Annotated in this window: 9 protein-coding genes and 1 rRNA gene; 2 read left to right on the top strand and 8 right to left on the bottom strand. The window is 75.9% G+C overall.

What is annotated here, in order from left to right; translation table 11 throughout:
* The first annotated feature begins 52 nt into the window (after positions 1–52).
* Positions 53–1,024, top strand: coding sequence for a TrmB family transcriptional regulator (locus tag AC5RWQ_RS11435; protein WP_494282697.1), 972 nt, complete (start codon positions 53–55; stop codon positions 1,022–1,024).
* Positions 1,025–1,204: 180 nt separating this feature from the next.
* On the opposite strand, the gene AC5RWQ_RS11440 is transcribed toward AC5RWQ_RS11435, so the two are convergent.
* The 5 genes from AC5RWQ_RS11440 to AC5RWQ_RS11460 form a co-directional block, all read right to left on the bottom strand.
* Entirely contained in the window at positions 1,205–4,936 is a 3,732-nt protein-coding gene (locus AC5RWQ_RS11440) for a S8 family serine peptidase (RefSeq protein ID WP_494282698.1), read from the bottom strand.
* Between the two features lie 316 nt (positions 4,937–5,252).
* Entirely contained in the window at positions 5,253–6,137 is an 885-nt protein-coding gene (locus tag AC5RWQ_RS11445; RefSeq protein ID WP_334493579.1) for an NAD kinase, read from the bottom strand.
* 106 nt (positions 6,138–6,243) lie between these two features.
* Positions 6,244–7,104: a TlyA family RNA methyltransferase gene (locus AC5RWQ_RS11450; RefSeq protein ID WP_494282699.1), complete on the bottom strand. Its 861-nt coding sequence runs from the start codon at positions 7,102–7,104 to the stop codon at positions 6,244–6,246.
* Between the two features lie 20 nt (positions 7,105–7,124).
* Positions 7,125–7,361 (bottom strand): hypothetical protein, encoded by a 237-nt coding sequence (locus AC5RWQ_RS11455; RefSeq protein WP_494282700.1) that lies wholly within the window; start codon positions 7,359–7,361, stop codon positions 7,125–7,127.
* Between the two features lie 22 nt (positions 7,362–7,383).
* Positions 7,384–7,998: a phasin family protein gene (locus AC5RWQ_RS11460; protein ID WP_494282701.1), complete on the bottom strand. Its 615-nt coding sequence runs from the start codon at positions 7,996–7,998 to the stop codon at positions 7,384–7,386.
* 116 nt (positions 7,999–8,114) lie between these two features.
* Between AC5RWQ_RS11460 and AC5RWQ_RS11465 the strand changes: the two genes are divergently transcribed.
* Positions 8,115–8,450, top strand: a complete 336-nt coding sequence (locus AC5RWQ_RS11465; protein WP_494282702.1) for an SCP2 sterol-binding domain-containing protein — start codon at positions 8,115–8,117, stop codon at positions 8,448–8,450.
* Between the two features lie 23 nt (positions 8,451–8,473).
* Here AC5RWQ_RS11465 and AC5RWQ_RS11470 read toward each other — a convergent pair whose 3' ends face one another.
* The 3 genes from AC5RWQ_RS11470 to rrf all read right to left on the bottom strand — a co-directional run bounded on the left by AC5RWQ_RS11470 (position 8,474) and on the right by rrf (position 12,463).
* Entirely contained in the window at positions 8,474–9,496 is a 1,023-nt protein-coding gene (locus AC5RWQ_RS11470; RefSeq protein ID WP_494282703.1) for an HAD-IIA family hydrolase, read from the bottom strand.
* Positions 9,493–10,392 (bottom strand): tetratricopeptide repeat protein, encoded by a 900-nt coding sequence (locus tag AC5RWQ_RS11475; RefSeq protein ID WP_494282704.1) that lies wholly within the window; start codon positions 10,390–10,392, stop codon positions 9,493–9,495. The genes AC5RWQ_RS11470 and AC5RWQ_RS11475 overlap by 4 nt, the downstream gene beginning before the upstream one ends.
* Before the next feature lie 1,954 nt (positions 10,393–12,346).
* A 5S ribosomal RNA gene (rrf, locus tag AC5RWQ_RS11480) occupies positions 12,347–12,463 on the bottom strand.
* Between the last annotated feature and the right edge of the window lie 8 nt (positions 12,464–12,471).

Here is a 12,471-nt window from a genome sequence, read left to right on the forward strand (position 1 = left end):
GCGGCCGGCCGTACCATCACCGCTCGTGAACGGGTCAAGCGATGGACGGCAGGTGCTGGGGATACTCGGCCTGGGCGAGGACGAGGAGCAGGTCTACCGAGCGCTGCTGCGACTCTCCACCGCCCGGCGGGCGCAGCTGGTGACGCAGCTGCCGCTGACCGCCGAGCGGATCGGGGCGGCGCTGGCCGGACTGCGGGCCCGGGGCCTGGTCGCCCCGGCCGGGGTCGAGCCCGACCCGCCGTTGCGGCCGCTGCCCCCGGACGTGGCCCTCGGCGACGAGCTGCTGCGCCAGCAGCAGTCCCTGGAGGCCGCCCGCCGCCGGGTCGCCCAGCTCACCGAGGAGTACCGGGCCGGCGTACGGCGGCACGACGCCGACCACCTGGTGGAGATCGTCACCGGCACCGACGCGCTGCGCGGCCGGCTGCGGCGGTTGCAGGACGACGCCCGGACCGAGGTGCTCTGGTTCTGCCGGGCCAACCCGCTGGCCATGCCCGGGCCGGAGAACGTGGAGGAGTTCGCCGCGCTGGCCCGCGGGGTGAGCTACCGGGCGATCTACGAACGGGAGCTGCTGGCCGAGCCGGGCGCGTTGGTCGACGTGGAGAAGGCGGTCCGCAGCGGCGAGCAGGCCCGGATCACCAACCTGCTCCCGGTACGCCTCGCCGTGGCCGACCGGACCACCGCGATCTGCCCGTTGGTGCCCGACCGGGCCAGCGGCGAGCCCAGCGCGGCGGTGATCGGCCGCAGCCAGCTGCTCGACGCGCTGCTGGCCCTCTTCGACAGCCACTGGCACGCGGCCACCCCGCTGCTGCCCGGGGCGGCGCCGATCGCCGACGGCGGCCCGGACGCCGACGAACGGCTGCTGCTCTCGCTCTTCGTGGCCGGGGTGCCGGACAAGTCCATCGCCTCTCAGCTCGGGGTGAGCCGCCGCACCATCCAGCGGCGGCTCGCCGACCTGATGACCCTGGCCGGGGTGGACACCCGGCCGGGCCTGGCGTACCAGGCCGCGCGCCGCGGCTGGCTCTGACCTCCCCGACACCCCGTACCACCGGCTGGTGACGCCGGGGGGTCACCGCCACCCGAAGGCGGGACCGTGCCGGGCCACCGGCCGGGACGCCGCCGTGGTTCCCACCACCCCCTGGCGGAAACCACGGCGACCCGGCGGGACGCCCGCGCGGAAAGGGGGGAAGTCCGCGCGGGCGTCGTTTCAGCGCAGCCCGTACGCCCCGATCACGGACTGCTCGATCGTGCTGCCCGCGCCGTCGGTGGCCCGCACCCGCAGCGACACGCTCCCCACGCCGGCCGGCACGGTGGCCTCGTACGCCGTGCCCGCCCCGTGGACCGGGACGCGTCGCCAGTGCGCGCCGCCGTCGAAGGAGACCTCGACGGTGACGGCGGTGCCGGTCGGCGCCGGAAGGCCGGCCTGGTGGCGCAGCGCGAGCCCGACACGGTGCGGCCGGTCGCCGGCGACGGTGCCGGACAGGTCGGTCGGGACCCGGTAGTCCAGCTGGAGCAGCGGCAGCGGTGCGGCGTCCGGCCCGGTGGGTCGGGCCGAGGTGAACTCCCAGGCGGTGCTGGTCCGCCCCGCCCAGCGCCACTCCTCGGCGGGGCGGTCGGTGGTCAGCTCCAGCCGGTACCGCGCGGCGTCCGGCGTGGTGGTGACCGGCGCCCAGCCGGTGGAGAGGTCGGCGATCGGCGCGCCGTCGCGGGACAGGACGGCCTGCAAGGCGTCGTCCGGCTCACCGCCCGCCCAGTGCCCGTCGGCGTCCACGAACGGCGCCACCCGCAGCTCGAGCACGTCACCGGTCCGGCGCGCCGCCGACGCGCCGCCGCCGGCCAGGGCCGGCCGGACCACCGGTGCGAACCAGCTCTGGGTGGCGCGGGTCCCGCCGGTGTACCGGCGCAGCGGTTCGCTCGCCCCGCTGAGCATCGGGCCCATCTCGTCCCACACGTAGAGGTGGCTGGCCCACTGCCGCCACAGCGAGTCCCCTGCGCTGACCCACTCCTCGCGTTCGGTCCCGGTCCGCACGATCCGCTGCGACTCCAGCGCGACGGACTGCCAGGGCCGCCAGCCGAACCGCTGCTCCTTGGCCCAGGCGAAGCCGCCGGTGTCGACGTACCGGCTGGTCAGCCGGACCGAGTTGTCGGCGGTGACCCGGTGCACCACAGTCGCCGGCACCTGCTGACGCGAGACCTGGAAGACGTCGTACAGGTAGGGGCTGGAGACGGTGATGGCGAGCCGCACCCGGGCCTGACCGGTCTTCGCCGCCGCCAACACCCGCTGCCCGTCGTCGTACGGCAGCACCACGGCCGGCACCGGGAACCGGTCGCCGAGCGGACGCCACGCGGTCCAGGCGCTCCAGTCGGCCGGCCGGACGATCATCACCGCGGCGGCGCCGGCGGCGGCCGCGGCGGCGATCTGCTCCTCCTCGGACCGGTCGGGGCTGACCGAGATCAGCGCCGCGGCGTCGCGGACCCCGGTCAGCTCGTTCGGCGCGCCGGCGCCCGCGTCGACCAGCCGCAGGTCGCGGCGCAGGTCGGCGTCCGGCGACTGGTAGAGCAGGTTCACGTCCAGCGGCCCGGTCACGCCGGTCACCTGGGCGTCCACCATGGGCGCCACCAACTGCCAGCGGGAGGCGAACTCGAACTCGCCCTCGGTCGCCCGGCGGGTCGGCGTGACGTTGAGCTGCTGGACGGTGCTGAACTGCATCACCCCGTGGTCGACCTGCCGGCCGTTGCCGAACACCCGGTGCGCGTAGTACGCGAGGGTGGTCTGCTGCTCGGCGGGGCGCGGCGTCTCGATCCGCACCGGAGTGCCCTTACGGGCGTCCAGCACGATCTCCAGGTCCCGGTTCACCGGCAGCTGCGGATCGACGACCAGGGTCGACTGCTCGTCCAGCGGGACGCCGTCCTCGATCAGCGCGTGCAGCAGGTACGGGCCCTCCTCGACGGTGAACGTGACCTGTCCGCCCTCGGCGATCCAACCGAGGCTGTCCGACTCGGGCTGCTCGCCGAAGAGGGACACCACGGGGACGCCGGTCGGCCGGCCCGCCCGGTCCACCGCGCGCAGGGTGACCGTGTGGCGGGGGCCGCTCAGGGTGGCGGCCAGCGCGGTCCGCGTCTCGATGCCGTCGGCACCGGTGGCGATCAGCCAGCCGCCGTGCCGGCCGCGGTCCAGCTTCGCCGGGTCGGCGGTGACGGGTACCCGCACGGTCGCGCCGGCCGGCACGGTCACCTGGTCGCCGGCGAGGGCGAAGCCGTCCGGCTCGTCGGCGCCGCGGTCGATGTTGCGGACGTCGAGCCGCAGGCGCAGGGTCTGCGCGACGCCGCCGGCGTTGGTGTACGCCACCTCGCGACGCAGCCCGTCACCGGTGGTGCCGGGCTCGATCCGGCGGAAGTCGGCCACCGCCGAGGCGTACACCCGCTGGCCGTACGCCCGGGCCACGTCGACCCGGCCCGCGCCCTGCGCGAACACGGTCTGCCCGGCGGTCGCCCGGGCGGTGCTCGCCAGGGCGTCCTTGAGCTGGGCGGCCCGCCAGTCGGGGTGTTCCTGGGCCAGGATCGCGGCGGCGCCGGCCACGTGCGGGGTGGCCATCGAGGTGCCGGACGCCGCGGTGTACCGGTCGTCGACCGGTGAGCCCATCGTGGTGCCGGCGGCCCGGGCGGCGACGATGCCGACGCCGGGCGCGGTGATCTCCGGCTTGACCGCGTTGTCGCCCAACCGGGGACCGCGACTGGAGAACTCGGCCAGCGCGTCGTCCCGGTCCACGGCGCCCACGGTGAGGGCCGCGTCCGCCGCGCCGGGCGCCCCGACGGTGTAGTCCGCGCCGGAGTTGCCGGCGGCCACCACGAACAGGGTGCCGGTCTCGGCGGTGAGGTCGTTGACGGCCTGGCTCATCGGGTCGGTGCCGTCGGTGGGCGCGCCGCCGAGGCTCATGCTGACCACCCGGGCGCCCGAGTGGGCCGCCCACTCCATGCCCGCGATGATCCACGAGTCGTACCCGCTGCCGTAGTTGTCGAGCACCTTGCCGACCAGGAGCCGGGCGCCCGGGGCGACGCCCTTGCGGGTACCGCCGGCGGCGGCGCCGCTGCCGGCGATGGTGGACGCGACGTGGGTGCCGTGGCCGTGCCCGTCGGCGACGCTGCCGCTGTCGGTGAAGTCCCGGCTGTCGGCGATCCGTCCCGCCAGGTCGGGGTGGCCGGCGTCGACGCCGGTGTCCAGCACCGCGACCTCGACCCCGGCGCCGTCCCGGCCGGCGGCCCAGGCGGCCGGCGCGCCGATCTGCGCCACGCTGCGGTCCAGCACCGGCCGGACCCGGCCGTCCAGCCAGATCCGTTCGATGCCGGCGCCGAGCCGGCCGCTCTCGGTGGCGGCGGCCCGCCCGGCCTGCGGGGCGTGCAGCTGCGACCAGAGGCCGGCCAGGTCGCTCTTGCCGACCGCGAGGGCGGCGCCGTCGATGCTCGGCAGCGGGCGTACGTCGGTCGCGGCGGCGGCGGCGAACGCGCCGGCCCGTTCCCCGCTGCCGTCGCGGTAGCGGACGATCAGCGGCAACCGGCCGGCGGCGGCGTCGCCGTAGCCGTCCGCGACGAGCTCCTCGACGTCGAACAGGTTCGGGTCGAGCACCCCGCTGGCGAGGTACGGCACGACGTCGCTGGGGAGCACCCGGAGCTGCCCGTCGACGGAGAGGGTATGGAAGCTGATCTGCTCGCGGCCGGCCGCGGGTCGGACGGTGGCCGCCGTCCGGCCGGGGGCGGCCCGGTCCAGCTCGACGACGTCACCGGTGATCAGGGTGACCCGGGCCGGGGCCGGTCCACCGGTGGTGGCCGGCGGGGCCGGTCGGGACGGCGGGGGCGGCGGTTCGGCGGACGCCGGGGCGGCGACGCCGGTCACCAGCACGGCGGCGGCGCCGAGGGCGAACCAACGCGGGGGCCAGTTCATGGATACTCCTTCGCTGACGACTCGGCCGCCGGCGCGCCGGCGGCCAGTCGGAGTCTGCGATGGAGATCAACCACGGGTCACTACCCCGGGCCCGCCGCACCGGCGACATGTCGCCAGCTGGACACGACCGGGGGTGGACGCCGCCGACCTGCGGTGACAGCACGTCACCCGACGACAGCGGTGGGCGCGGGGCCGAGCGCGGGCGGTGTGGCGCGGGGCGGGGCGAGGACCGCCCGGGCGCGGGCGGGTGAGCGCGCGAACCGGGCGGGAGCCGTGGCTCCCGCCCGGTCGGACGGCGCTGGTCGGGACGGGCCGGTCAGCGGCGGCTGCCGCGCCAGCCCTGCACCGGAAGGTCGAACTTGGCGACCAGCCGGTCGGTGAACGGCCGGTCCCGCAGCCGCACGATGCGCACCGGCAGGGCGCCCCGCCGCACCGTCACCTTGGCGCCCGGGGGCAGGTCGAAGACCCGCCGGCCGTCGCAGCTGAGCACGGCCAGGGTGGTGAACGGGTCCACGGTGATGACGAAGGTCGAGGTCGGCGCGGTGACCAGTGGGCGGCTGAACAGCGCGTGCGCGCTGATCGGCACCAGTAGCAACGCCTCCACCTCGGGCCAGACCACCGGACCGCCACCGGAGAAGGCGTACGCGGTGGAACCGGTGGGGGTGGCGCAGACCACGCCGTCGCAGCCGTACCGCGACAGCGGGCGGCCGTCCACGTCGACGAGCAGCTCCAGCATCTGGGCCCGCTCGCCCTTCTCGACGCTGATCTCGTTCAGCGCCCAGGACTCGATGGTCGGCCCGCCCTCGAACTCCGCGGTGACGTCGAGGGTGAGCCGCTCGTCCACGGTGTAGTTGCGCCCGACCACGTCGCGGACCGCCACGTCGAGGTCGTTGATCTCCGCCTCCGCGAGGAAGCCGACCTTGCCGAGATTGATGCCGAGCAGCGGCACCTTGGCCGGCCGGGCCAGCTCGGCGGCACGCAGGAAGGTGCCGTCGCCGCCGAGCGCGAAGACGATCTCGGCGCCCTCGGCCGCCTCGGGGCCGGTCACCGGCACCACGCCGGGCAGGTCCAGGTCGTCGGCCTCCTCGGCCACCACCCGCACCTCGAAGCCGGCGCTGATCAGGTCCGCGGCGACAGCGCGGGCGTGTTCGGTGCTGCGTCGCCGCCCGGTGTGCGTCACCAGCAGAGCGGTCCGGCTCACCGGGAGGACCGCCCGTCGGTGCCGACCCGGCTCGCCCAGTCCCTGAAGCCCACCGGGTCCCGCCTCTCCGCCACGATCACGTGACCCCGCCACGCGCCCACCGCGCTCACCCTGCCACCTCCTCGGTGGTCGCGTCCGGCAGGTCGCCGGACGGCGCCGGACCCTCCGGTCCCGCCGCCACCACGGCCCGTACCCGGTCCGGGTCGGCCGGTGGTGCGTCCCGGCGTAACCATACGAAGAACTCGACGTTGCCGCTCGGCCCGGGCAGCGGGCTGGCCGCCACGTCCGCCAGGCCGAGCCCGAGCCCGGCCGCCGCGGCCGCCACGTCGAGCACCGCCTCGGCCCGCAGCGCCGGGTCGCGGACCACGCCGCCGGTGCCGACCCGCTCCTTGCCCACCTCGAACTGCGGCTTGACCATCAGCGCGAGGTCGCCGTCGGCCCGGGTACAGCCGGCGAGGGCCGGCAGCACCAGCCGCAGCGAGATGAACGACAGGTCGGCGACGGTCAGGTCGACCTCGCCGCCGATGAGCTCCGGGGTGAGGGTGCGCACGTTGGTCCGCTCGAGGACCCGGACCCGCTCGTCGGTACGCAGCGGCCAGGCGAGCTGGCCGTAGCCGACGTCCACGGCCACCACCTCGGCGGCGTCGGCGCGCAGCAGCACGTCGGTGAAGCCGCCCGTGGAGGCGCCCGCGTCGAGGCAGCGCCGGCCGGCGACGGTCAGCCCGCCCGGCGCGAACGCGGCGAGCGCGCCGGCCAGCTTGTGCCCGCCCCGGGAGACGTACTCGGCGGTGGGGTCCTCGCCGGTGACCAGCAGCGGGTCGGCCGGGTCGACCATCGCGGCGGCCTTGCGCGCCACCACCCCGCGCAGCTGGACCCGGCCGGCCTCCACCAGCGCGCCGGCCTGCTCCCGGGAGCGGGCCAGGCCGCGACGGACGAGTTCGGCGTCGAGCCGGGTACGACGTGCCATGGGGTGGTTCTCCGGTCGGTTCAGGACTGGTCGATGGTGGCGAGGGTTTCCCGCAGCGTCTGGTACGCCGCCTCGTACTGGGCGATCTGGTCGGCCGGGGGCAGTCCCTCGGCGTTGATCATCGCCTGCACGGCGGCGTCGACGGCGGGGTGGTGGGCGTCGTCCAGGTCGACGGCCGGCGCCGGACCGGGCCGGGCGCCGGGCGGCGGGCCCGGACGTGGCCCCGGCGGCGGACCGGGCCGGTACGGGCCGGTCACGACCGGCTCCGGCCGGCGGCGGTCACTCGTCACCGCCGGGCGGGCGCTTGCGCGGGACGGCCTTCTTCACCGGCCGGGCCACCGGCGCCGGGCCGTCGGTGGTGCTCACCGCGGCCGGCGGCCTCTTCGCGATGGCCTTCTTCGCCACGGTCTTCTTCGCCACCGCCTTGGTCGGCGGGGTGACCGGCCCGGCGGAGGCCGACGTACCGGCGGCGGGGGCGGGTGCTCCTGACGCACCCGGGCCGGACTCGGGCGCCACCGGCGCGGCCGGGCCGGCCGGCGGCACGGCGCCGGGTGCGGCCGCCGGAGCGCCGGGGAGCAGCGGGCTGGGGCCGGCCTTGGCCTCGCGCAGCTGGCGTTCCAGTTCGTGCACCCGGCGGGTCAGCTCGGCCACCTCGTCGGCGGTGGCCAGCCCCACCGCGCCGAGGGCCCGGTCCACCTCGAAGCGGACCAGCTTGGTGAGCGCCTCGCGGTTGGCCGCGCCGGTCGAGACGAGTTCCTCGGCGAGCGCCTGGACCTGGGCGGCGGTGGCGCCGCCGGTGCCGACCAGTCGCCGTACGGCGTCCTGGGCCCGCTTCCGGGGCGCCTCCGTCAGGCCCGTCGCCAGCTCGAGGTAGGCGCGCCACGCGTCCTGCATACCTGAGTCCTTCCGTGGGGGCGGGGGGTGTGCAGGTCTCACGCTACCGGGCGCCCCGAGAGGTCCATTGCGGTACGGTGCCGGGGAACGGCGTGGCGTGCGATGAGGAGCGGGATGTGGCCAGCGTGGACGAGTGCCGGCAGGCGTTGCAGGATCTGGCCGCCCGGTTGGACCGGCACGCCGACGTGCAGGGCAAGATCGACCTCGACCGGACGCTCGCCTGCCGGGTCACCGATCTCGAGACCGCGTTCCACGGCCGGATCGCCGGTGGCCGGCTGGTCGACCTGAGCGACGGCGACGACCCGAAGGCCAAGATCGCACTGGTCACCAACAGCGACGACCTGGTCGCGCTGGTGCACGGTCAGCTCGACGTCACCAAGGCGGTCGCCTCCCGCCGGGTCTCCATCAAGGCGAACCCGTTCGATCTGATGAAACTGCGCAAGCTGCTCTGACGGGGCCCGCCCGCCGGGGCGGGTCAGTCCGCCAGACCGAGGGCCTCGAGGGCCCGTTCCGCCTCCGGAGAGCCCGGCCGCACGTCGGACCCGAGCGCGGGCCGCGACCAGGCCGCCGCGCAGAGCGCCGCCAACGCGTCCAGCGGCCGTCCCGCGCCCCGCAGCTCCAGCCCGCCGTCGACCACCGTCGCGGACCAGCCGCCGGAATCCGGTCGCCCCGGCACCGACACCACCGCCGCCGGGTCGAAGAGCCCCGCCAGGTCCGCCGAGACGTACGTCGGTCGCCGCCCCTCGGGAGCGGCCAGCAGCTCGGCGACGTCGCTCACGCCGGTGAGTACCAGCAGGCTGTCCAGCCCGGCGCGGCGGGCGCCCTCGATGTCCGTGTCGAGCCGGTCGCCGACCACCAGGGTCCGGCCCTCGCCGGCCCGTCGGGCGGCGGTGGCGAACAGCGCCGGCTCGGGCTTGCCGACCACCAGGTCGGGCGCGCGGTCCAAGGCGTGCCGTAGCGCCGCCACGAGCGAGCCGTTGCCCGGCAACGGGCCTCGGCCGCTGGGCAGGGTGCGGTCGGTGTTGGTGGCGACCCAGATGGCGCCGGCCCGGATCGCGACCGACGCCTCGGCCAGGTCCACCCAGCCCACCTGCGGCCCGTACCCCTGCACCACCGCGGCGGGTGACTCGTCGGCCTTGGCGACCGGGGTGAGGCCCGCGGCGCGGATCTCGGCGCGCAGCGCTTCCGCCCCGACCACCAGCACGGCGGCACCGGCCGGCAGCCGGTCCCGCAGCAGCTCGGCGGCGGCCGCCGCGGAGGTGAACACCTCCTGCGGCTCGGCCGGCACGCCCATCCCGGTGAGCAGGTCGGCGACCTCGCTGGAGCGGCGGGAGGCGTTGTTGGTCGCGAACGCCACCGCGCGGCCGTCGGCCCGCAGCCGGCCGACGGCGTCGACCGCGCCGGGGATCGGCCGGTCGATCAGGTAGATCACACCGTCCAGGTCAAACACGACCAGGGCGTACCCGTCAACCAACCGATCCCCGGCGACCTCGGTCATCGCTGGTCCGACTCCGACTCCGACTCCGACCCGCGGCGGTCGGTGGACGCGTCGTCGGCGGCAGCCGGGTCGTCGTCCGGACCTCGACCGGTCGGCTCGGCGGTTGCCGGTGCGTCGTCGGCGCCGGCCCGCTCGGCGGCCGCCCCGTCGGTGAGCTCGTCGTCGGTGCCCCGGTCCTCGTCGCCGTCGTCCTCGTCGCCGTCGAGCTCGTCGTCCTCGTCGTCGAGGTCGTCCTCGTCTTCGTCCTCGTCCTCGTCGAGGTCGTCGTCGTCCTCGTCGTCCCGCTGGTCGGCGGTGGACAGGTCGGCATCCGGCCGGGCCGGCACCGCGCCGGGAGCACCCGGACCGGCGGCGATCTCCTCGGCCGGCTCGTCGTCCTCCTCGTCACCCTCGATCACCACGCCGTCGAGTTCGAGCAGCCGCTCCGCGGCGTCGGTCTCCCCCTCGGTGTCCGAGTCGGCGGCGCGGGAGAACCACTCCCGGGCCTCCTCGCGACGGCCGACCGCGAGAAGCGCGTCGGCGTACGCGTAGCGCAGCCGGGCCGTCCACGGCTCGGTCGAGTCGGCGGTCAGCTCACGGACCTGGAGCATCGCCACGGCGGCGTCCTTCTGCCCGAGGTCACCCCGGGCACCGGCCGCCACGATCAGCAGCTCGATGGCGGTGGCCTGGTCGAGCTTCTCCTGGTCGGCGCCGCGGAACAGGTCGATGGCCCGCTCCGGACGCCCCAACGCCCGCTCGCAGTCGGCGAGCACGGCCAGGTGACTCTGCAGGCCGCTCATCCGGTGGTAGGTGCGCAGCTCGGCGATGGCCGTCTGCCACTCCCCCGCGTGGTACGCGGCCAGGCCGACCGCCTCACGCACCGCGGAGATCCGCGAGGCCATCCGGCGCGCCGCCATGGCGTGGGCGAGTGCCTCGGCCGGGTCCTCGTCGATCAGCTGGCCGGTCGCGACCAGGTGCCGGGCGACGGTCTCCGCCACCGGCTTGTTCAGCGACAGAAGCTCGGCGCGGACGGCTGTGTCCAGGTCGCTCGCGGAGATCTCGTCCGGCAGCGCCGGCGCGGCCGTACGCCCGCCCTCGACCTCGTCCCGCCGCTCGCGGTCCGGGCCGAACCCGCCCTCGCGACGCCGGTCGTCGAAGCCCGGACGGTCCTCCCGACCCTGGCGGTCGCCGTACGGGCGACGCTCGCCGCCCCGGTCGGGCCGCTGGGCGTCGCCGCCCCGGAAGCCCTCGCGACGCTCACCGCCGCCAGCACCACCCTCACGACGCTGGCCGCCAGCGAAGCCACCTTCACGACGGTCACCGCCGCGGAAGCCACCCTCACGGGAGTCACCGCCACGGAAGCCACCGCTCGGACGCTCACCACCACGGAAGCCACCCTCACGGGACTCGCCGCCACGGAAGCCACCCTCACGGGGACCGGAACGGAAGCCGCCCTCGCGACGGTCGCCGCCACGGAAACCACCCTCACGGGAGTCACCGCCACGGAAGCCACCGCTCGGACGCTCACCGCCGCGGGCACCGGCGTCGCGGTCGCCGCCGCGGAAGCCACCCTCACGACGCTCGCCACCACGAGCACCCGCGTCGCGGTCGCCACCCCGGAAGCCGCCCTCGCGACGGTCACCGCCGCGGAAGCCGCCCTCGCGGGAGTCGCCGCCACGGAAGCCACCGCTCGGACGCTCACCGCCGCGGGCACCGGCGTCGCGGTCGCCACCGCGGAAGCCACCCTCACGCGGACCGGAACGGAAGCCGCCCTCGCGACGGTCACCGCCACGGAAGCCACCCTCGCGGGAGTCGCCGCCACGGAAGCCACCGCTCGGACGCTCACCACCACGGGCACCGGCGTCGCGGTCGCCGCCACGGAAGCCACCCTCACGCGGACCGGAACGGAAGCCGCCCTCGCGACGGTCACCGCCACGGAAGCCACCCTCACGGGAGTCACCGCCACGGAAGCCACCGCTCGGACGCTCACCACCACGGGCACCGGCGTCGCGGTCGCCACCGCGGAAACCACCCTCACGACGCTGGCCGCCGCCGAAGCCACCCTCGCGACGGTCACCGCCGCGGAAACCACCCTCACGGGAGTCACCGCCACGGAAGCCACCGCTCGGACGCTCACCACCACGGGCACCGGCGTCGCGGTCGCCACCGCGGAAACCACCCTCACGACGGTCGCCGCCACGGAAGCCACCCTCACGGGGACCGGAACGGAACCCGCCCTCACGACGCTCGCCGCCGCGGAAGCCACCCTCACGGGAGTCACCGCCGCGGAAGCCGCCCGGACGGGAGTCACCGTCACGCGGACCCGACCGGAAGCCACCCTCACGACGGTCACCGCCGCCGCCGCCTTCACGACGCTGGCCACCGCCGAAACCGCCCTCACGACGGTCACCGCCGCGGAAACCACCCTCACGGAAGCCACCCGAACGGGAGTCACCATCGCGCGGACCCGACCGGAAGCCACCCTCACGACGCTCGCCGCCGCGGAAGCCACCCTCACGGGAGTCACCACTGCGGAAGCCGCCGGAACGAGAGTCACCGTCACGCGGACCCGACCGGAAGCCACCTTCACGCCGGTCGCCGCCGCGGAATCCGCCGTCGCGTCCACCCCGGTCGGCACCACCGCGCGGGGCGCCACCGCGGTCGTCGCGGTCGCCACGGTAAGGGGGCCGGTCATCACGACGCGGGCTGTCGCCGCGCCCCTGGGGTCGGTCGGTACGGTCGTCGTGGCGGCGCGGACGGTCTCCGCCCTGCGGTCCTGAACTCACAGGTACATCCTTCCTCATTGCGCCACCAACGGCGCTACGCAGTCGAGGGGCGACCCTCATGGGGCGGCCCTCGACTGGAATGTTTGTCCGGCGGCGTCCTACTCTCCCACACCCTCCCGAGTGCAGTACCATCGGCGCTGGAGGGCTTAGCTTCCGGGTTCGGAATGTTACCGGGCGTTTCCCCTCCGCCATGACCGCCGTAACTCTATC

Source organism: Micromonospora sp. BS32 (assembly GCF_059089345.1).